This is a genomic window from Christiangramia sp. 3-2217-3z (genome assembly GCF_051195275.1).
Lineage (GTDB): Bacteria > Bacteroidota > Bacteroidia > Flavobacteriales > Flavobacteriaceae > Christiangramia > Christiangramia marina.
In genome coordinates this window covers 127,674-146,118 of the sequence record NZ_JBNJLI010000005.1, presented here as the reverse complement: position 1 = coordinate 146,118, position 18,445 = coordinate 127,674, and the positions used below count along the sequence as shown (strand labels likewise).

The window sequence follows — 18,445 nt, the reverse complement described above, 5'->3', positions numbered from 1 at the left end:
AAGAATATGGAATGGATTAGACAGAGATTAGATAAAATGAAACAGCCTTTTAGCAAAGGCGAGAAGTATGAGAAATATGCTCCTGCAGTAAATGCATTAGATACTTTCTTATTTACTCCAAATCATACTACCCAAAAAGGGGCGCATATTCGTGATGCTGTGGATCTTAAGAGAACTATGATTACCGTGGTGATCGCTCTTATTCCAGCTCTTTTGTTTGGATTCTGGAATGGTGGATATCAATATCTTCACCAATTGCCAGAATATGCCAATGGTGTACCTTTTATAGATGCTTTCCTTCACGGTGCTGGAAAGATTTTGCCAATGATCGCAGTTTCTTATGCTGTAGGTCTTGGAATTGAATTTGCATTTGCGATCTTTAGAGGACACGAAGTAAATGAAGGTTACCTGGTAACCGGCTTGCTTATTCCTATGATCATGCCAATTGATATTCCGCTTTGGATGGTAGCACTTTCAGTAGTGTTCGCAGTACTTATTGGAAAAGAAGCTTTTGGTGGGACAGGAATGAATATTCTGAATCCTGCACTTACGGCACGTGCATTTGCCTTCTTTGCTTACCCAACTTATATGTCTGGAAATAGCGTTTGGGTTAGTAACGCGTATGAAGTAGATGCAGTAACTGGTGAAACGATTCTTGGAAATCTTGCAGCTGGAAATGAGGCAGGTTATACACCATTAGATATGTTTTCTGGAATGATCCCGGGATCTATTGCTGAAACTTCAGCGATTTGTATTCTGGCTGGTGCATTACTACTTGTACTTAGTAAAGTAGGTAGCTGGAGAATTATCTTGAGTGCATTTATTGGAGCTGCAGTGATGGGCTTGATCTTTAATGCGCTACCTTCTTTAGGTATTGAAGGTAATAACTTAACGAATTTCCCATGGTATCTACACCTTATTGTTGGTGGTCTTGCTTTTGGTATTGTCTTTATGGCAACCGATCCGGTTTCAGCAGCACAAACAATGAAAGGAAAATGGATCTATGGATTCCTTGTTGGATTTATTTCAGTAATGATTCGAGTATTCAACCCGGCATATCCTGAAGGTGTGATGTTAGGTATTCTGCTTATGAATGTTTTCGCACCAACGATCGATCACTACGTGGTAGAATCTAATGTGAAAAGAAGAAAGAAAAGACTTAAAAATGCTAACCCTCAAGTAGAAACAGCAGTTTAGTTATGGAAGAAAAATCAGTAAATAAAACGAATAGCAACGGCTATACTTTCATGTTCTCAGTGATCATGGTAGTTGTAGTTGCCGCTGTACTTGCCTTTGCCGCTATCTCTCTCCAGCCAACACAAATGGAGAATGTGCGTAAAGAAAAAATGCAGAATATACTTTCTACTGTTGGAATTACTACCGACAGAGATGGAGCTAAGGAACTTTATGATAAGTATATCGTTGAAGAAGTAGCAATCACTGAAGATGGTACGGTAGATGAGTCTATAGACGCTTTTAAAGTCGATCTTGCTAAAGAGATCAAAAAAGATGTTGGAGAACAGGTTTTTCCACTATATGTAGCCGAAGTTGAAGGTTCCAGATATTATATCGTACCTCTTAGAGGAAACGGACTTTGGAATGCGATCTTTGGATACATTTCTTTAAAAGATGATATCAACACCGTGAAAGGTGCGACATTTGACCACCTTGGGGAAACTCCGGGACTTGGTGCAGAAATTACAAAGCAGTGGTTTAAAGAGAAATTTGCAGATGAAAAGATCTTTGATTCCAATGGTAATCTTGTAGGGGTTTCTGTAGTTAAAGGAAATATTGATGTTTCAGATAAGGAAGATAATCAGGTAGATGCAATCTCAGGAGCAACGATCACAGGTGATGGTGTTTCTGATATGATCTCAGAAAGATTAAAGCGTTATTTGCCTTATTTCGAGCAGCAAAAAGGATTTAAAGTAGCAACTAGATAGATATGGCTGAAGAGAAAAAATTCAACTCTGCTAAAGAGGAAGAAAAGAAACGGGAAATGATCCTATTCCTTTCAAATTCTGAAGAAAGGGAGCATTTTCTTTCCAAAGGAAATAGAAAATTACTTTCCGATCCATTAGATGACAATAACCCTATTACCGTTCAGGTACTGGGAATTTGTTCTGCACTGGCAATTACTGTGCAGCTGGAACCGGCCGTAGTAATGGCCATCGCTGTAATGGTGGTAATGGCCTTCAGTAATATGATCGTTTCTATGTTAAGAAATCTTATCCCAAGTAGGATCAGGATCATTGTTCAACTGGTTGTTGTTGCTTCCCTGGTAATTCTGGTAAGTGAGATATTAAAGGCCTATGCTTTTGATGTTAGTAAGCAATTATCGGTTTTCGTTGGTCTTATTATTACGAACTGTATCGTGATGGGTCGTTTAGAAGCTTTTGCACTTGGTAACGGAATTTACAAATCTTTTCTTGATGGTATTGGTAATGCTGCAGGTTATGGTTTAATTCTGGTTGTTGTGGCATTCTTTAGAGAATTACTTGGGTCTGGAAAACTTTTTGGATTCGAAGTATTAGGACATAAAGGTGCAACGATGGCTCAGTCTACTGGGCTGTATGCTTTAGGATATGAAAATAACGGTTTGATGTTACTCTCTCCAATGGCTCTTATAGTGGTTGGATTGATCATCTGGGTACAACGTGCCAGAAATCGTAAACTAATCGAACAAAACTAATAGCTGTACAGCAAAAAAGTATATAAAGAATGGAATTAGTTAATCTATTTGTAAGAAGTATTTTCATAGAGAATATGATATTCGCCTACTTCCTGGGAATGTGTTCCTACCTGGCGGTATCTAAGACTGTAAAAACAGCTGTTGGTTTGGGTGCTGCTGTGATCTTCGTACTGGCGATCACTGTGCCTATCAACTTTCTACTGGATAATTACCTTCTAAAGCCTGGAGCACTTTCCTGGCTTGGAGCTGAATATGCAGATGTGGATCTAAGTTTCCTGAGTTTTATCATGTTCATTGCGGTAATCGCATCCATGGTACAGCTTGTGGAAATGATCGTTGAAAAATTTGCTCCGGCTCTGTACGGTGCACTTGGTATTTTTCTTCCACTTATTGCGGTAAACTGTGCGATCCTGGGTGGTTCACTTTTTATGCAGCAAAAAGATTTCGGAGGAATTTCAGAAGCGATTACTTATGGACTTGGGAGTGGAATAGGATGGTTTCTTGCTATTCTTGCCATTGCGGCCATCAGAGAGAAAATTGCATACTCAAATGTTCCTGCACCTTTAAAAGGTCTTGGTATCACGTTTATCATTACCGGACTTATGGCGCTTGGATTCATGAGTTTTATGGGAATTAAATTATAATCGTAAAAGAAGATTATGACAGTTATAATAGCTAGTGTAGTAGTATTCTTAGTCTTGATTTTGTTATTGGTATCAATGCTTTTAGGAGCTAAGGCCAAATTATCGCCTTCAGGACCTGTGACAATCAACGTAAACAACGAAAAAGATATTGAAGTAGGTTCAGGTGGAACCTTGCTTTCAACTCTTGGAGATAATAAATTGTTTCTGCCTTCTGCCTGTGGTGGTGGTGGAACTTGTATCCAGTGTAAATGTATCGTTGAAGATGGTGGTGGAGCAATTCTTCCTACGGAAGAGCCACATTTTACCAGAAAGGAAATTGCAAATGGATGGAGACTTGGTTGCCAGGTAAAGGTAAAGCAGGACATGAAAATAACCATTCCTGAAGAAGTTTTCGGTATCAAGAAATGGGATGCAACCGTTGTAAGAAACTACAACGTGGCATCATTCATTAAAGAGTTTGTGGTAGAAATTCCGGAACCAATGGACTATAAAGCCGGAGGTTATATTCAAATTGAAATTCCTAAAACGGAAGTGAAGTTTGAAGACATGGATATCACCGCTCACCCTGAAGAACATGATGATCCGAATAAATTTAAAGACGAGTGGGATAAGTTTAAATTATGGCCATTGGTAATGAAAAATCCTGAGTTGGTTGAAAGAGCCTATTCAATGGCTTCTTACCCAGCAGAAGGTCGTGAGATCATGCTAAATGTACGTATTGCTACTCCACCCTTTGATCGTGCAAAAGACGGTTGGATGGATGTAAATCCTGGAGTCGCTTCTTCCTATATCTTTAGCTTGAAGAAAGGTGATAAAGTTGTTATTTCTGGACCTTATGGTGAATTCTTTATCAATGAAAGTGATTCTGAAATGCTTTATGTTGGTGGTGGAGCCGGTATGGCGCCAATGAGATCTCATCTTTATCATCTATTCAGAACATTAAAAACTGGTAGAAAAGTAACTTACTGGTATGGTGGTAGATCTAAAAGAGAATTATTTTATACAGAACACTTTAGAGCATTAGAAAGAGATTTTCCAAATTTCAAATTCTACTTAGCGCTTTCTGAGCCTGCAGAAGAGGATAACTGGAAAGTAAAATCTAATCTTGATGATGAAGGAGATGGTTTTGTAGGCTTTATACACCAGGTTGTAATAGATAATTACCTATCTCACCATGAAGAGCCAGAAGATATCGAACTATATTTCTGTGGTCCGCCATTGATGAACAAAGCAGTTCAGAAGATGGGTGAAGACTTCGGTATGCCCCCTGAGAACATTAGATTTGATGACTTTGGAGGATAATAATTTTAATCCCGCTTCGGCGGGATTTTTTTATCTTTGTATATGCCAAAATTAGACGAACAGGAACTACATAACCTGGCGATGAACATCGTTGGTAAGGATCTCGAAGATAACGGGTATGAATTCTTAGGAGTAAATAGTAAACTAAGGCGTAATCCACAATTTGTAGCCTTAAAGGATACAAAATTGCATTTTGTTATTGTGAGAGCGATTGAATATCCAGATGACCCCAAGGCTTTCGACCCGGCTTTTATGAAAGACATAAAGGAACATGCCGAAAAGTTCAATGCCAGAACTTTTTATGCTGGCGTAGGACTGGCTAATTCTTCAGATTATGATAAACCAGTTTCTAATGAAGAAGATTATATTGTTAACTATTCTGGCTGGAAAGAATTTTAGATGAATCGAATTTCAATATTTATCATCACAGTTTTAACTTTGGTATCATGTGATTCTAGGGGTGGACTGGACATAGCTACATTCCAGGGTGAAGCTTTGGGAACAACCTATTCAGTTCAATACTTTTCAGAAGGCGAGCTAGACTTTACTAAATCTATGGACAGTATTGTTGATATTGTAAATGGATCTATGAGTACATACCAGCAGGATTCCGATATTTCGTTGGTCAATCGGGGTGACTCCATTGTTACTGTAGATGAGCACTTCATTAAAGTATTTGAGGCTTCAAAAAAGATTTATGCTGAAAGCAACGGGTTCTTTGATCCAACGGTAGGGGTTTTGGTTAATGCCTATGGTTTTGGACCGGGAAAGGTTGTAACCGATCTTTATGCAGAGCGTCTCGATTCCCTGAATCAGCTGGTAGGCCTTAATAAAGTTAGAATCAACGAAGACCAAACTGTCTCTAAAGAGAACCCAAACGTTTATATCGATTTTAATGCGATAGCTAAAGGTTATACTATAGATCTTATTGGGCAGTACCTGGAAGATAACGGTGTATCAGATTATTTGATCGAATTGGGTGGTGAGCTAAAAGCTAGGGGTAAGAATAGATCATCTGGCAAGGAATGGTTGGTAGGAATTGATAATCCATTACAAGATGGTCCGGAAAGACAGTTTAACGCGAAGGTAATGCTTAAAAATGCTTCTATGGCAACCTCAGGGAACTATAGGAAGTACCGGGTTGACTCTATTACGGGAGAACGTTTTGTGCATACAGTGAATCCAATAACCGGTTTTGCTGAAAAGAGCAATTTGTTAAGTGCTTCGGTAATTGCTGAAAATTGCATGATGGCAGATGGCTATGCTACAGCTCTCATGGCCATGGGTCTTGACAGATCGGCTAGTATGCTGAAGGAACTGAAATCTATAGAAGTGTACCTGATCTATTCCGATGAAAATGGGAGCATCAAAACCTATGTGACACCAGGATTTAAATCAAATCTTGTGGACTAATAAATTTCTTACTGCAAACCGGTAATATTTCCCCTTTTGCAAGTCTGAATTTATCTACATCCTTGCTATTCATATCTTTACTTAGATTTACTTCATTTACTTCAAAGCCTACTTCTCTTAATTTCTCAAAATAATCTCTGCCATAGATCCTAACATGGTCGTATTGTCCAAATATTTTAGCTCTTTGTTTGGGATCAGTAATACTATCATCCTGAAAGGTCTCAGCTCTGTTCAGGTCCTGCGGTATTTGCAGAATCGCAGTTCCACCTGGTTTTAAAACCCGGTACAATTCTTTCATTGCTGTAAGATCATCTGGTATATGTTCCAGAACGTGATTACATAGAATAAAATCATAGCTGGAATCAGCAAATGGTAGATCACAAATATCAGCTTTGACATCTGCCAGAGGTGAATTTAGATCTGTAGTTGTATACTCAAGATTTTTCAATCTTCGGAAGCGTTTATAAAATGCCTGTTCTGGTGCGAAGTGAAGTACTTTGCGCTTTTTGGTAAAGAAATCTGTGTGCTGCTGAAGGTATATCCAAAGTAGGCGATGTCGTTCCAATGATAGAGTGGAAGGGGAGAGAACATTTTCTCTCTGATTCTCATATCCATATGGAAGGAATTTCCGGAAACTGCTACCATCAATTGGGTCAGTATATCGGTTGCCTTTAAGATAAATCTTTAAAAACGGCCTTATCAAGTAACTGGCTCTAATAAGTACGGGCCTGGGAATACCGTTTAAGGCCAGTTTAAAAAGATTGCTCATTGGCTATACTTCGATATCTCCCCAGTTTTCCCCCGATTTGATACGGTATAGCTGCATTTCGGATACTCCAAATTGCTTAGCCAGTACTCGGATACGGGTTTTCCTTTCAGGATCTAAAAGTTTTTTCTTAAGGATTACAGCCTGTGCGTAAGTTAATTTGGAATAAGATGTTACTTTACGTAATCTTCTGTTTTCCTTATTTTCCTTTACTTTAGGACTGTTGTACTGATGTTGGACCCATTCATCCTTGGTGGCCCATGCCAAGTTAGAAACGCGATTGTCGTTCTTCACAAAATTCTTGTGAATCACGTATTGATCACCTTCTTTTTTCTCTAAAAACATTTCAGCAATAATGCGATGAATGTAGTAAGTTTTGTGCTTACCATTCTTCAATTTTACCGCGAAGTTTAAATATCCACCTACTTTTCCGCCATTCATCAAGTCTCCTTCAGGGTTTTTCAGATAACTGATCATCCTTCCGAAATTTGAGACTTTGTAGATAAAGCGGTCTTCCCAGGAATCTTTGTGTAGGGTTTTCCAGATTTCCTGTCTGTAACTTTTAATCATAAACTTTTGCTCTAAATTCGTCTTCTTCTGTTGAATTAATTTTTAATGATTCATAAATGTATTTAAATGTTGATAGTAATTCTGGTTTGCCGTCTATCAATGCGACATCGTGCTCGAAGTGAGCACTGGGTTTATTATCGGCGGTTAGTATTGTCCAGCCATCGGGCAATTGTTTAATTCTCTTGGTTCCAAGGTTGATCATAGGCTCTATCGCTACGACCATTCCTTCTACAAATTTTTTACCTCGGCCACGTTTACCGTAGTTAGGCATTTCGGGATCTTCATGCATCGTTTTTCCTAGTCCATGTCCCACTAGTTCGCGAACTACTCCATAGCCGCGGTCCTCAGTATATTTCTGAATTGCATATCCTACATCACCAACACGATTTCCTGCTTTAAATTCTCGAATTCCTTCATAAAGGGCTTCTTTAGTGACTTTCAATAATTCTTCAACCTCAGGAGCGATCGTTCCTACTGCAAATGTGTAGGCATGATCTCCGTAGAAGCCGTTTTTCAAAGCTCCACAGTCAATACTTATAATATCACCTTCCTGTAACGGAATATTGTTAGGTATCCCGTGCACTACCTGTGCATTAGGACTCATACATAAAGAATTGGGAAAATCATAAAGTCCCAGAAAACCCGGAACAGCACCATGATCACGTATGAATTCTTCTGCAAGTTTATCTAATTGTAGGGTAGTTACACCTGGTCTAATTTCAGGCGCCAGCATTCCAAGAGTCTTGCTTACAATAAGCGCGCTTTCTCTTTGTAATTCAATTTCTTCGCTGGATTTTGGTATAATCATACTTTTAAAATCTTCTAAAGAGACCTGATCTCTTCTTTTTACCGATTCCGGTTATTGTTTTATTTAACGTAAGTGATTGGTAAATCTCTCCCCAACCTTTCATTCCGCCGTAATTACGATCGTCTATAAAGATATCAGCTAGAATCTTTCTGCTAATACTTTGGTCAAATTCTTCTTCCGGGTAACTACTATTTATTGCGTAAAACTTTAAACCATTCTTTTCACAGAAGGTAACCGCATCGTCAAGCTTTTCTCCACTTCTGTAAGTCCAGAGGATTAATCTGTGACCTTCTTCTTGCAATTTCCGCAGAGATTCAAAGGCAAATAGTAAAGGTTTTCCAATTTCTGGAAATCGGTTCTCTACGATCGTACCGTCGAAATCAACTGCGATGGTAAGAGAGTTAGGCATAGACAAAATTAGTTATAATTTTTCAATTACAGGGTTTGCAACTTTTTCTTACTACTCTGCGTAAGAATTTTTGTACTCCTTGCCACTTACGATCTTGGCAATGTCTTCTTCTATGCTTTCACCCTGTGGATATTCCACAAAACGATTTACTTCTTCACCGTCTTTGTAAAAAACTATTGTAGGCACTCTGGTAACTTCCAGGTCTTGCTCGATGCCAGATGGTGTTGTTTTATTTCTATCTACAGCAACTAGTTGGAGATTGTCGTAATCATAATCTGCCTCATCAAGAATTTTCAGGAACTTTGGCAGTTCGCGTTTGCTGTCACCGCACCATGTACCCATAAGAACCTTGATTTCGTAGTCTCTTATATTTTCGTTGATCGTCGCCATTTCATCGGTGTTTGGTTTAAAGTTTTCATACCTCGAATCAAACCAGCTATTGAAGGGTGCTTGTTGCAATTCTTCTTTTGTAAAATCACCTAGCAACATATCCTTTTGGGTTTCCTGTTGATCAATTGCTGTATCTTCAATTTCATCCATGGCGACATCCTGATTAGAATTATCCATTTTATTTCCACAGCTCACAGCCAAAGCTGCGATGATAATTAAAAGCTTCTTCATAAAAATTATAATAAGGGGTCTTCGGTCATTAGATCTGGTTGGGTAATTCCCATCAGTTTTAATATAGTCGGAGCGATATTACCAAGCTTACCATCCTTTATTGATTTTACATCTTTATCCATTAAAATTAGGGGAACTGGGTTCGTCGTGTGAGCAGTATTCGCACTACCATCTGGATTTTTCATCGTTTCACTATTCCCATGATCTGCAATGATGATGACAGAATAGCCATTTTCAAATGCAGTTTCAGCTACTTTTTTAGCGCAAATATCAACAGTTTCACAAGCCTTGACAGCAGCATCAAAATCACCGGTATGACCTACCATATCCGGATTGGCGAAATTTAGACATATAAAATCAGCCGACTCTCCCTCTAATTCAGGAACGATTTTGTCTGTAATATCATAAGCGCTCATTTCCGGCTGAAGGTCATAAGTAGCAACTTTCGGAGAGTCGCACATAAGTCTTCTTTCACCAGCAAAAGGCTTTTCTCTACCTCCAGAGAAGAAAAAGGTTACGTGAGGATATTTCTCAGTTTCTGCAATCCTGATCTGTCTCTTGCCCTCATATTCCAGGACTTCTCCCAAAGTGGCTTTAATATTAGATTTCTGAAAAATGACATTTACATTTTCAAACCTGTCGTCATATTTAGTCATGGTGACGTAATATAAGGTCAGCTTTTTCATATCATATTCAGGGAAATTATCTTGTGAAAGTGCCTGAGTTAATTGTCTCCCACGATCTGTTCTGAAGTTAAAATAAATTACTACATCCTTTTCACTAAGCTTGGCAACAGGGTTACCATTATCATCCGTAATTACTATAGGATTAATGAATTCATCAGAAATATCACTATCGTAGCTTTTCTGAATTTCAGATAAGATATCCTGGGTACTTTTTCCTTCACCTTTTACAATCAGGTCGTATGCTTTTTCAACTCTTTCCCAACGGTTATCCCTGTCCATGGCATAATATCTACCAATAACAGAGGCAAGTTCAGAATTTGTAGATTCTAAATGAGGGAGTAAATCTTCTACAAAACCTTTACCAGAATGTGGATCTACATCACGACCATCGGTAAATGCATGGACATACTTTTTCTGTACACCAGCTGCATCAGCTGCAGATAATAGTCCTTTTAAATGGTTTATGTGAGAATGAACTCCACCATCACTAAGCAGTCCCATAAAATGAATTGGCTTGTTATTCTTGACCGCATAGCTAAATGCCGACTCCAATACTGGCTCATCTTTTAGAGTATTCTTTTCCACCGCCATGTTAATCTTCACCAGATCCTGGTAAACAACTCTACCGGCTCCAAGATTCATATGTCCAACCTCACTGTTCCCCATCTGTCCCTCTGGAAGACCTACATTGAGCCCATCGGTTCTTAAGGTAGCGTGTGGGAATTTTCCAGGTAGCGAATCCATAAAAGGAGTTTTGGCTTTAGCAACTGCAGATATTTCGTCATTAGGAGAAATACCCCAGCCATCCAGAATCATAAGGAGAACTTTCTTATTCATAGATAGTCGTAGTTTAAGCGATAAAGATAAAAACAATTAGAGGGAATGGCTGAAGGGCAGACTATAATATTTTATTAAATCTAAATTTGACGGAGCATACCGGATGATAAAACCTTTGAAAATCAATATCTGGATAGAATTCGTGGAATTCCGACACCTTCAAATAAGCAAAAATGATCAGCTACTTCTCTGTTAGAAATCACGGCCAATACACGACTTATATAATTAAAAACTCCAAAGAAAATGTGTTTAATATTATCCGAAATATAAGAGAAATGAAGGTTTCTAATAATCTTAACAAAAATTCACTTTTCAAATCTACTTATAGTTTAATAATTTAACATATTCTGATCGTCGCTTGGAACAATGTTTTCATTTTCGTAGCGTTTACCAAAAGCAGGCAAGACTTTATCATTTGGGTAGTTGATATAACTTTCAGTATCAAATCTTGTTAAAATTTAGCTGAATTCGAGATTAGTTCCAAAATTTTGTATGTTGGCAAGACTTTTGGAATTATTTAACAAATAACCTAAAACGAAAATTATATGAAGTATAGAATTATGACGGTGATTGGAGTACTAATTTTCTCATTCGCGTTCAGTAATGCATCTGAAATTGACAGTTCAAAAGAGATAGTATTTGAGACAGAGCCAGTGGAAGAGGTTGAACTAACTTCCGAAGAAAAGACACTAGCATTATATGAAAGTTTTTCTTTGAAAAACAGTACGATGCCAGAATTATTGGTTTTCGAAAAAGCGATCAAAGGCTATCAAAAATTGGATGAAGCTGGAAAAGTCAGAAATTCTTTATTAACGGTCGTAGATTTCGATCTTTCTTCAACTAAGAAAAGAATGTGGATCCTTAACATGGATACAGAGGAGGTTGAATACAATACTTATGTAGCTCACGGAAAAAATACAGGTGCAGAATTCGCAACCAAATTCTCTAACACAGTAAATTCACTTCAAAGCTCCCTTGGCTTCTATGTCACAGGGGAAACTTACTTCGGTAAAAACGGACTTTCATTATTCATTGATGGAATGGAAAAGAAATTTAATTCCAATGCAAGAAAACGATATGTTGTAATTCATGGAGCAGATTATGCTGAACCTCAATTTATCGATAGACTAGGAAGACTAGGAAGAAGCTATGGTTGTCCCGCTGTTCCCAATACGGTAGCTAAGGATTTAATCCATAAAATTAAAGGAAAGTCGGTTGTTTACATTCATCGTTCTAATGACAAATACCTGGAAACTTCCGCTTTTTTAAATTCTTAAGCCTTAGGCTTTAGTAAATCCCAAAGATTTTTATCAAGATCGTAGATATCATCAATAAACCTGGTGGTATCTTTTTTTTGATAGGTGGTCCAGTAAAAGTGATGTACCTTAATTTCTTGCTTCATAGCGATATGCGTTGTTTTGCCAGATTTTAGAATCTCATCTATTTTCTCATCATCGAATTCTTTTTGATCCTCAATCAGGTATTTAGCAAGGTCGAGTACATTTTCAACTCGTACACACCCAGAACTTTGAGCCCGGGCATTTTTTTCAAACAAACTTTTAGAAGGTGTGTCATGCAGATAGATCATATATTCATTTGGATAGATAATCTTTACAAGTCCTAATGGATTCGATGGTCCTGCCGGCTGCCGGTAAGTATAAGATCGCGGGCTGGAAGAACTCCAATTTACTGAAGAAGGATTTACTTCCTGACCACTACGGTCATACATCTTGATATTCTTCTTTCTTAGATAACCTACATCTCTGGAAGCTCCAGGAATTACATCATTTTTCATGATAGTAGGAGGGATGGTCCAGGTTGGATTATAGATAATATAATCGATCTCATCAGAGAAAACAGGTGTTTTTCTCGCTTCAGTTCCCACCATGGTTTTATGATTTCTAATGGTATCTCCCTCTTTGACCACGTAAAGCTCATAATCTGGGATATTCACTATAATATAATGCTCACCAAGATCTCTGGGATACCATCTCCAGCGTTCCATGTTAACCAGAATTTGATGATACCGGTCTTCGGTTGTAAGATTCAGGTTTTCGATAGTAGTGTTACCTATCACGCCATCAGTGTTTAGCCCATGATCCTTTTGAAAATTTTCCAGTGCAGTTTGTAATTCTTTAGTGTACCGGATTCCAACCGAGTCCGGACTCTTTTTGTAGTAACCAAGCTCGAAAAGCCTGCTCGCAATATCCGGGATTCTATCATTGTTTTCGCCGGGTTTTACAAGTTTACCACTGGCGATCACAGTGGAGGAATTTTCTTTAATTCCGTCATCTCGATAACTCTTGAGTGCTTTCTTTAAGCTTTTATACACAACATGACCTGGAGCCAGTTCTGCAAGAATAGATGAAGCTTTTTCACCCTTTTCCAGTTTTTGTAATAAACTTTCAATATTTACGGTGTTAAGCTCTGTACCCCAGATTTCGTAAATTTCTTTAGGGTTAAGTTTACCAACTGCAAGATCATGAGCAAGATCTATAAAAGCATCGGTAAGAAGAATTTCAGCTCTTAAATTTTGTTCTTCATTTTCACTGTTGAGTGAGGATAACAATTGTTGTAATTCTTCACCATGATAATCTTCAAAAAATAACCCATCATATTCGATGGTTTCAATACTACGGAAAAGGTCTTCGCGAGCTTCCTTGTCATTCCATAAAGGCATGAATTCCCTTTGAATATAAAAGGAATTCACGCTTTTAAAGTTGTTTAATCTGGTAGAAGTGCTATCGATATCTTCGAAGTAATCCTCTAAGTCGTCCTGCGAAGTTAGTTCTTTGATCTCTTCAACTTCGTTACGCTCTTCTATACCTTCCAGCTTTGGGTCGTCCTTGCAGGATATGCCTATCATCCCAAAGATCAAACCAACAAGGAGTAGTTTAATTTTCATTCTAAATGAAACTAAGAAACTCGAACATCTGAATACTCAGGATTTTCATCGAATTTTACTTCAGCAAATGGACAAAGAGGATCGATCTTTAGATTGTTCTTACGAGCAAATTCAACGCTTTCCTTCAGCAGGCTTGAACCAATTCCCTGATTCTCCATTTCTCTCTTCACCTCGGTATGATCTATTGTGATGACATTACCTTTTTTGTGATAGGTAAGTTCAGCAACAAGGCTATTTCCTTTCTCGATATAGAACATTCCGCGGCTATCGCTTTCTTTATGTTTTATCTCCATATTATTTTCTAAAAATTCCGTCTACTATTCCATACTCCAAAGATTCATCTGCATCCATCCAGTAGTCGCGATTAAAATCCTTAAGGACCTTTTCTGTAGTTGTCCCGCAATTTTCAGCAAGGATCTCTGCACTAAGATGTTTGGTTTTAAGTATTTCATTAGCCGCGATCTCAATATTTGAAGCCTGACCTCTTGCTCCGCCACTAGGTTGGTGAATCATCACCTTCGCGTGCGGTTGTATAAATCTTCTTCCTTTTTCTCCTGCGGAAAGTAATATAGATCCCATGGAAGCTGCCAGTCCCGTACAAATTGTTGAAACTGGTGATTTAATGCTCATGATGGTATCATAAATAGCAAATCCATCGGTCACATAACCACCCGGGCTATTGATGAATAACTGAATTTCGCCATCTCCCATCAGGTCAAGATATTCCAGCCTGTCTATGACATGTTTTGCAGTTTTATCATTGACCATTCCCCAAAGATAGATTTTGCGTTCTTCTAGAAATTTATAGTCAATTAGATCCTGGATCTTTCCAGGCTTATTCTTAGATGTATCCATAATTCTTATTTGTAGTACTTGAAGTAATAGATAAAAATATGACTATTTTTACGGAAAAGGCAGGTATGCAACTGGCATTTAACAAGATTTTAAAAACTGATTATTACTTAGTTCTGCCTTACCTGGAAAAACTGCAGTCGCAGGCGTTGTCACCAAAGATTTTAGAGAAAAGATTGCTGGAAATGTTTGACCAGAATTACGAGTGTTTTGGTATTTATAAATCTGGAAAACTTGTAGGTGTTTTTGGATTATGGTTCATGACCCGGCATTATGCGGGAAGAACCTGCGAAGTGGATCATATTTATATAGATGATGACCTGCAGGGCTTGGGTGTTGGGACACAGTTATTTCAATATATAGAACAGTATGCGATCAAAAAGCAGTGTGAAACTATAGAGCTTAACAGTTATGTAGAAAACTTTAGATCTCATAGATTTTACATGAATCTTGGTTTTGTAATTCGCGGATATCATTTTCTAAAAAAACTTTGATTTCCTTTGAACATAAAAAAGAAAGCATTTATATTTGCCGCCGCACGCGGGAGTAGCTCAGTTGGTAGAGCGTCAGCCTTCCAAGCTGAATGTCGCCGGTTCGAACCCGGTCTCCCGCTCTAAGCCTTGTCAATCGACAGGGCTTTTTTATTATAAATAATTAGAATCTGTGTCCTTCCGAAATTACTACGGAATTTTCAAATTTCACTTCGCAAAGAGCGAATTTCCATTCTAAAACTATACTATAGCAGATATCATCCGAAACGACGTTAGTCTTTGCTGCTGAAGGTTAATCTGAAATATTCAGTATTGTAAAACTCAGTTTTCAGACTTTCTGGTTCACTCATTGTACTGCAATTTTAAATAGCGAATGCCTTGAAATGGATTTTATATTGATACACTTCGAAACAGATCTGCAGTCTGCAATCTTACACGAATTCGAAGGCCTCTTTCCTAACTTGATCTTATCGCATAAAAAAAGCCTGAAACTAGAGTTTCAGGCTTTAATTATTTTTTAGAAGAAAGAATTAATTATCCGTTCATGGAAATGAGAAACTCTTCGTTATTTCTAGTATTTCTAATCTTGTCATTAATGAATTCCATCGCTTCGATAGGGTTCATATCAGCAAGATATTTACGTAGTACCCACATACGCTTCACATTGTTTTCGTCAAGCAACAGATCATCCCTACGCGTACTTGAAGAAACAAGGTCGATAGCTGGGAATATTCTACGGTTGGAAATTCTTCTATCCAATTGCAGTTCCATGTTACCAGTACCTTTGAATTCTTCAAAGATCACCTCATCCATTTTAGATCCAGTCTCTGTTAGAGCGGTAGCGATAATAGATAGAGAACCTCCATTTTCAATGTTACGTGCAGCACCAAAGAAACGTTTTGGTTTATGAAGTGCATTTGCATCTACACCACCACTTAAAACTTTACCGCTGGCAGGTTGTACCGTATTGTAAGCACGTGCCAGTCTGGTAATGGAATCAAGTAGAATAACAACATCATGTCCACACTCTACGAGTCTTTTAGCCTTTTCCAGTACGATATTCGCAACTCTAACATGCTCGTGGGCTTCTTTGTCAAAAGTTGAAGCAACTACTTCACCTTTTACGTTACGTTGCATATCTGTAACTTCTTCAGGACGTTCATCGATTAGTAGAACGATCTGGTATACTTCAGGATGATTTGCCGCAATAGCATTTGCGATATCCTTTAGTAACATTGTTTTACCGGTCTTAGGCTGAGATACGATCATCCCACGCTGACCTTTACCAATTGGAGCAAAAAGATCCATCACCCTTGTAGAAATTGTCGCCTGCTTTTCAGCAATATTGAATTTCTCTTTCGGGAAAAGTGGTGTAAGATGCTCAAAAGAAACTCTGTCTCTTACGACCTGCGGATCCAGTCCATTGATCTTATTTATTTTGATAAGCGGGAAATATTTCTCTCCTTCTTTTGGAGGTCTAATTTGTCCCTGTACTGTATCTCCTGTCTTCAAACCAAATAATCTTATTTGTGACTGCGATACATAAATATCATCAGGAGAAGTAAGGTAGTTGTAATCTGAAGATCTTAGGAAACCGTAGTTGTCCTGCATGATATCCAGTACGCCTTCGCTCTCGATGATAGCATCAAATTCGTAATCCGGCTCACGGTATCTGTTACGATTATCGCGGTTTCCGTTATTACCTTTCTTATTGTCGTTGCGGTTATCATTGCGATTGTCGTTACGATTATCATTTCTGTTATCGTTACGGTCATTCTTGTTGTTTCCGCTATTGCTGTTATTGTTGTGATTGCGATCGTTGCGACTGTCGTTGCGATCATTACGATCGTTGCGATTATCATTTCTGTAGTCGCTCTTTTTGCGATCATCAGTTTTTGCGCTAGAAGAACTACGCTCGCGAGTACTTTTCTGTCTTGGTTCCTTTTTATCTTCCTTTGGATCAGACTCTTTTCTGGAAGGCCTAGGTGCTTTTGCAGCAGGTTTATCAGGAGTTTTAGCAGGTTTTTTTTCACTTCCAACCTTCGAAGGTTTTGTGGTTTCCTGCTTAGCCGGTTCGGCACTATCTTCTGTAAGTACTTCTTTTACTTTTGCTGGGTTGGCTGCCTGGTAGTCCAGGATCTGGTAAACTAGATCCAGTTTTTTAAGGGTTTTATACTTAGGAACATTTAGCGATTGAGCAATTTCCTTAAGTTCAGGAAGCTTTTTAGCTTTTAATTCTGAAATTTCGAACATGTATTCAGTGAAATAATTATAAGATTGGATTGATTTAAAAACTTCTCGAAGAAGAATAAAAAGTTTTGGAGACTTAAGTAACCTGTATTGAATAGGTTACGCATTGTTACTGCAATTATACAACTTTATTTTATTCTTTTACCCAATGATTCTAAAAAGAATCTTTTATTTTTGTGCCGCAATCGCAGGAAATATGCTTCAGAGAATACAGACTATTTGGTTATTATTAGCGGTTATTGTGAGTGCCGGGCTCATTTTCGTTCTTCCACTTTGGGAGAATTCAGCAGGTGAATTTGTTTATGCTCACGAAGTATTAATCGCGCTGGGAATGTTTCTTGCTTCAGCAGCAATTTCGCTGGTGAGTATCATCATGTTCAAAAATAGAAAGCTTCAATTTGTATTGGGGCGTCTAAATATCATATTAAATCTTTTTTTACTAGGAGTGTTTGTTTATTGGTCTCTAACTTTACCTGGAGAGATGGATATCTCAGAGAAAGGTATTGGGATGTTTCTTCCTATTATTTCTATCGTTTTTATTGTTTTGGCCAATAAGGCCATCAAGAAGGACGAAGATCTCGTAAAATCTGTAGATCGATTACGATAAGCCTATCATCTTAGTAGTATTAGTGCGTGAAAAACCCGAAGTGAAAGCTTCGGGTTTTTTAATTATTCCAATTCAATAACTTCCAGTTCCTTAATTTCTTCTTTATCAATCTGGAAACGCAACATGGTTCTCTTCTTATGAAATCCATGTTTCCCGGCAGCACCTGGATTCATATGTAAAAGTCCGAGGTTTTTATCGTTCATCACTTTCAGAATATGTGAATGACCACAAATGAATAGTTTCGGGGGATTTTGCCTAATCTCTTCGCGAATCGCTGGAGAATATTTTCCCGGGTATCCACCTATATGAGTAATCCAGACATCTACTTCTTCGCACATGAAACGCTGGTTTAATGGAAATTCTTTACGTATTTCAGCATCATCTATATTCCCGTAAACTGCCCGCAGTGGTCCAATTTGCTTCAGTTTATCGGTTACATCTGTTTTGCCAATATCACCCGCATGCCATATTTCGTCTGCCTCACCGGCATAATGCAAAATTCTTTCGTCCATATGACTATGTGTGTCACTTAGTAATAGAATCTTCTTCAAAGTCTTCAGTTTTAAAAGTCGTTTAACAAAGGAAGCGAAAT

Annotated in this window: 21 protein-coding genes and 1 tRNA gene; 11 read left to right on the top strand and 11 right to left on the bottom strand. The window is 38.1% G+C overall.

The window, feature by feature from the left end; genetic code table 11:
- Nucleotides 1-6 precede the first annotated feature (6 nt).
- From ACSHZO_RS10675 to ACSHZO_RS10645, 7 genes are read left to right on the top strand one after another with little or no spacing between them, the layout of a single operon-like run.
- Nucleotides 7-1,197 (top strand): NADH:ubiquinone reductase (Na(+)-transporting) subunit B, encoded by a 1,191-nt coding sequence (locus ACSHZO_RS10675; protein WP_295181932.1) that lies wholly within the window; start codon nucleotides 7-9, stop codon nucleotides 1,195-1,197.
- Between the two features lie 2 nt (nucleotides 1,198-1,199).
- Nucleotides 1,200-1,943 (top strand): Na(+)-translocating NADH-quinone reductase subunit C, encoded by a 744-nt coding sequence (locus ACSHZO_RS10670; RefSeq protein WP_295181934.1) that lies wholly within the window; start codon nucleotides 1,200-1,202, stop codon nucleotides 1,941-1,943.
- Nucleotides 1,944-1,945: 2 nt separating this feature from the next.
- Nucleotides 1,946-2,692, top strand: a complete 747-nt coding sequence (locus ACSHZO_RS10665; RefSeq protein WP_298247627.1) for an NADH:ubiquinone reductase (Na(+)-transporting) subunit D — start codon at nucleotides 1,946-1,948, stop codon at nucleotides 2,690-2,692.
- 29 nt (nucleotides 2,693-2,721) lie between these two features.
- Nucleotides 2,722-3,336, top strand: a complete 615-nt coding sequence (nqrE, locus tag ACSHZO_RS10660) for an NADH:ubiquinone reductase (Na(+)-transporting) subunit E (RefSeq protein ID WP_026914367.1) — start codon at nucleotides 2,722-2,724, stop codon at nucleotides 3,334-3,336.
- Nucleotides 3,337-3,351: 15 nt separating this feature from the next.
- Complete coding sequence (gene nqrF / locus ACSHZO_RS10655) at nucleotides 3,352-4,638, top strand: NADH:ubiquinone reductase (Na(+)-transporting) subunit F (RefSeq protein WP_298247626.1); 1,287 nt, start codon at nucleotides 3,352-3,354, stop codon at nucleotides 4,636-4,638.
- A 42-nt stretch (nucleotides 4,639-4,680) separates the two neighbouring features.
- Entirely contained in the window at nucleotides 4,681-5,037 is a 357-nt protein-coding gene (locus tag ACSHZO_RS10650; protein WP_295180003.1) for a Na(+)-translocating NADH-quinone reductase subunit F, read from the top strand.
- Nucleotides 5,038-6,051, top strand: coding sequence for an FAD:protein FMN transferase (locus tag ACSHZO_RS10645; protein WP_295180001.1), 1,014 nt, complete (start codon nucleotides 5,038-5,040; stop codon nucleotides 6,049-6,051). It begins immediately after the preceding gene.
- On the opposite strand, the gene ACSHZO_RS10640 is transcribed toward ACSHZO_RS10645, so the two are convergent.
- Genes ACSHZO_RS10640 through gpmI form a run of 6 tightly spaced genes read right to left on the bottom strand, consistent with a single transcriptional unit; the run spans nucleotide 6,029 to nucleotide 10,748 of the window.
- Entirely contained in the window at nucleotides 6,029-6,820 is a 792-nt protein-coding gene (locus ACSHZO_RS10640) for a class I SAM-dependent methyltransferase (RefSeq protein ID WP_298247625.1), read from the bottom strand. The two genes, ACSHZO_RS10645 and ACSHZO_RS10640, sit on opposite strands and share 23 nt — an antisense overlap.
- A 3-nt stretch (nucleotides 6,821-6,823) precedes the next feature.
- On the bottom strand, nucleotides 6,824-7,387 hold the full coding sequence (locus ACSHZO_RS10635; RefSeq protein ID WP_026914372.1) for an HNH endonuclease: 564 nt from the start codon (nucleotides 7,385-7,387) through the stop codon (nucleotides 6,824-6,826).
- Nucleotides 7,380-8,195 (bottom strand): type I methionyl aminopeptidase, encoded by an 816-nt coding sequence (map, locus tag ACSHZO_RS10630; RefSeq protein WP_298247624.1) that lies wholly within the window; start codon nucleotides 8,193-8,195, stop codon nucleotides 7,380-7,382. The genes ACSHZO_RS10635 and map overlap by 8 nt, the downstream gene beginning before the upstream one ends.
- 4 nt (nucleotides 8,196-8,199) lie before the next feature.
- The gene (locus ACSHZO_RS10625) at nucleotides 8,200-8,604 is read right to left on the bottom strand and encodes a BT0820 family HAD-type phosphatase (RefSeq protein ID WP_298247623.1); all 405 of its coding nucleotides are present in this window, start codon (nucleotides 8,602-8,604) and stop codon (nucleotides 8,200-8,202) included.
- Nucleotides 8,605-8,655: 51 nt separating this feature from the next.
- Nucleotides 8,656-9,225, bottom strand: coding sequence for a thioredoxin family protein (locus tag ACSHZO_RS10620; protein ID WP_298247622.1), 570 nt, complete (start codon nucleotides 9,223-9,225; stop codon nucleotides 8,656-8,658).
- Between the two features lie 5 nt (nucleotides 9,226-9,230).
- Nucleotides 9,231-10,748 carry a 2,3-bisphosphoglycerate-independent phosphoglycerate mutase gene (gene gpmI, locus ACSHZO_RS10615; protein ID WP_298247621.1) on the bottom strand — a complete coding sequence of 506 codons (1,518 nt, stop codon included), beginning with the start codon at nucleotides 10,746-10,748 and terminating at the stop codon, nucleotides 9,231-9,233.
- Nucleotides 10,749-11,293: 545 nt separating this feature from the next.
- On the opposite strand from gpmI, the gene ACSHZO_RS10610 reads away from it, so the two are divergent.
- Nucleotides 11,294-12,025 carry a murein L,D-transpeptidase catalytic domain family protein gene (locus ACSHZO_RS10610; protein ID WP_298247620.1) on the top strand — a complete coding sequence of 244 codons (732 nt, stop codon included), beginning with the start codon at nucleotides 11,294-11,296 and terminating at the stop codon, nucleotides 12,023-12,025.
- Here the strand turns inward: ACSHZO_RS10610 and ACSHZO_RS10605 are convergent.
- From ACSHZO_RS10605 to ACSHZO_RS10595, 3 genes are read right to left on the bottom strand one after another with little or no spacing between them, the layout of a single operon-like run.
- Complete coding sequence (locus ACSHZO_RS10605) at nucleotides 12,022-13,653, bottom strand: L,D-transpeptidase family protein (RefSeq protein ID WP_298247619.1); 1,632 nt, start codon at nucleotides 13,651-13,653, stop codon at nucleotides 12,022-12,024. The genes ACSHZO_RS10610 and ACSHZO_RS10605 overlap by 4 nt on opposite strands.
- An 11-nt stretch (nucleotides 13,654-13,664) precedes the next feature.
- Complete coding sequence (locus ACSHZO_RS10600) at nucleotides 13,665-13,946, bottom strand: GNAT family N-acetyltransferase (protein ID WP_298247618.1); 282 nt, start codon at nucleotides 13,944-13,946, stop codon at nucleotides 13,665-13,667.
- A gap of 1 nt (nucleotide 13,947) precedes the next feature.
- The gene (locus tag ACSHZO_RS10595) at nucleotides 13,948-14,508 is read right to left on the bottom strand and encodes a ClpP family protease (protein ID WP_298247617.1); all 561 of its coding nucleotides are present in this window, start codon (nucleotides 14,506-14,508) and stop codon (nucleotides 13,948-13,950) included.
- 38 nt (nucleotides 14,509-14,546) lie between these two features.
- Here ACSHZO_RS10595 and ACSHZO_RS10590 point away from each other — a divergent pair, with 38 nt between their 5' ends.
- Nucleotides 14,547-14,999, top strand: a complete 453-nt coding sequence (locus ACSHZO_RS10590) for a GNAT family N-acetyltransferase (RefSeq protein ID WP_298247616.1) — start codon at nucleotides 14,547-14,549, stop codon at nucleotides 14,997-14,999.
- A 46-nt stretch (nucleotides 15,000-15,045) separates the two neighbouring features.
- Nucleotides 15,046-15,118, top strand: a tRNA-Gly gene (locus tag ACSHZO_RS10585).
- A 412-nt stretch (nucleotides 15,119-15,530) separates the two neighbouring features.
- Here the strand turns inward: ACSHZO_RS10585 and rho are convergent.
- Entirely contained in the window at nucleotides 15,531-17,249 is a 1,719-nt protein-coding gene (rho, locus tag ACSHZO_RS10580) for a transcription termination factor Rho (RefSeq protein WP_298247615.1), read from the bottom strand.
- A gap of 193 nt (nucleotides 17,250-17,442) precedes the next feature.
- On the opposite strand from rho, the gene ACSHZO_RS10575 reads away from it, so the two are divergent.
- A complete protein-coding gene (locus ACSHZO_RS10575) occupies nucleotides 17,443-17,853 on the top strand; it encodes a DUF4293 domain-containing protein (protein ID WP_295179977.1) in 411 nt (136 codons plus the stop codon).
- A 62-nt stretch (nucleotides 17,854-17,915) separates the two neighbouring features.
- Here the strand turns inward: ACSHZO_RS10575 and ACSHZO_RS10570 are convergent, their stop codons facing one another.
- Complete coding sequence (locus ACSHZO_RS10570; RefSeq protein ID WP_298247614.1) at nucleotides 17,916-18,404, bottom strand: metallophosphoesterase family protein; 489 nt, start codon at nucleotides 18,402-18,404, stop codon at nucleotides 17,916-17,918.
- Nucleotides 18,405-18,445: the final 41 nt, after the last annotated feature.

What these genes read in the sequence shown, in the direction of transcription:
- ACSHZO_RS10675 (WP_295181932.1), top strand. Translation starts at nt 7, where the DNA reads ATGGAATGGATTAGACAGAGATTAGATAAAATGAAACAGCCTTTTAGC.
- ACSHZO_RS10670 (WP_295181934.1), top strand. Translation starts at nt 1,200, where the DNA reads ATGGAAGAAAAATCAGTAAATAAAACGAATAGCAACGGCTATACTTTC.
- ACSHZO_RS10665 (WP_298247627.1), top strand. Translation starts at nt 1,946, where the DNA reads ATGGCTGAAGAGAAAAAATTCAACTCTGCTAAAGAGGAAGAAAAGAAA.
- nqrE (WP_026914367.1), top strand. Translation starts at nt 2,722, where the DNA reads ATGGAATTAGTTAATCTATTTGTAAGAAGTATTTTCATAGAGAATATG.
- nqrF (WP_298247626.1), top strand. Translation starts at nt 3,352, where the DNA reads ATGACAGTTATAATAGCTAGTGTAGTAGTATTCTTAGTCTTGATTTTG.
- ACSHZO_RS10650 (WP_295180003.1), top strand. Translation starts at nt 4,681, where the DNA reads ATGCCAAAATTAGACGAACAGGAACTACATAACCTGGCGATGAACATC.
- ACSHZO_RS10645 (WP_295180001.1), top strand. Translation starts at nt 5,038, where the DNA reads ATGAATCGAATTTCAATATTTATCATCACAGTTTTAACTTTGGTATCA.
- ACSHZO_RS10640 (WP_298247625.1), bottom strand. Translation starts at nt 6,820, where the DNA reads ATGAGCAATCTTTTTAAACTGGCCTTAAACGGTATTCCCAGGCCCGTA.
- ACSHZO_RS10635 (WP_026914372.1), bottom strand. Translation starts at nt 7,387, where the DNA reads ATGATTAAAAGTTACAGACAGGAAATCTGGAAAACCCTACACAAAGAT.
- map (WP_298247624.1), bottom strand. Translation starts at nt 8,195, where the DNA reads ATGATTATACCAAAATCCAGCGAAGAAATTGAATTACAAAGAGAAAGC.
- ACSHZO_RS10625 (WP_298247623.1), bottom strand. Translation starts at nt 8,604, where the DNA reads ATGCCTAACTCTCTTACCATCGCAGTTGATTTCGACGGTACGATCGTA.
- ACSHZO_RS10620 (WP_298247622.1), bottom strand. Translation starts at nt 9,225, where the DNA reads ATGAAGAAGCTTTTAATTATCATCGCAGCTTTGGCTGTGAGCTGTGGA.
- gpmI (WP_298247621.1), bottom strand. Translation starts at nt 10,748, where the DNA reads ATGAATAAGAAAGTTCTCCTTATGATTCTGGATGGCTGGGGTATTTCT.
- ACSHZO_RS10610 (WP_298247620.1), top strand. Translation starts at nt 11,294, where the DNA reads ATGAAGTATAGAATTATGACGGTGATTGGAGTACTAATTTTCTCATTC.
- ACSHZO_RS10605 (WP_298247619.1), bottom strand. Translation starts at nt 13,653, where the DNA reads ATGAAAATTAAACTACTCCTTGTTGGTTTGATCTTTGGGATGATAGGC.
- ACSHZO_RS10600 (WP_298247618.1), bottom strand. Translation starts at nt 13,946, where the DNA reads ATGGAGATAAAACATAAAGAAAGCGATAGCCGCGGAATGTTCTATATC.
- ACSHZO_RS10595 (WP_298247617.1), bottom strand. Translation starts at nt 14,508, where the DNA reads ATGGATACATCTAAGAATAAGCCTGGAAAGATCCAGGATCTAATTGAC.
- ACSHZO_RS10590 (WP_298247616.1), top strand. Translation starts at nt 14,547, where the DNA reads ATGACTATTTTTACGGAAAAGGCAGGTATGCAACTGGCATTTAACAAG.
- rho (WP_298247615.1), bottom strand. Translation starts at nt 17,249, where the DNA reads ATGTTCGAAATTTCAGAATTAAAAGCTAAAAAGCTTCCTGAACTTAAG.
- ACSHZO_RS10575 (WP_295179977.1), top strand. Translation starts at nt 17,443, where the DNA reads ATGCTTCAGAGAATACAGACTATTTGGTTATTATTAGCGGTTATTGTG.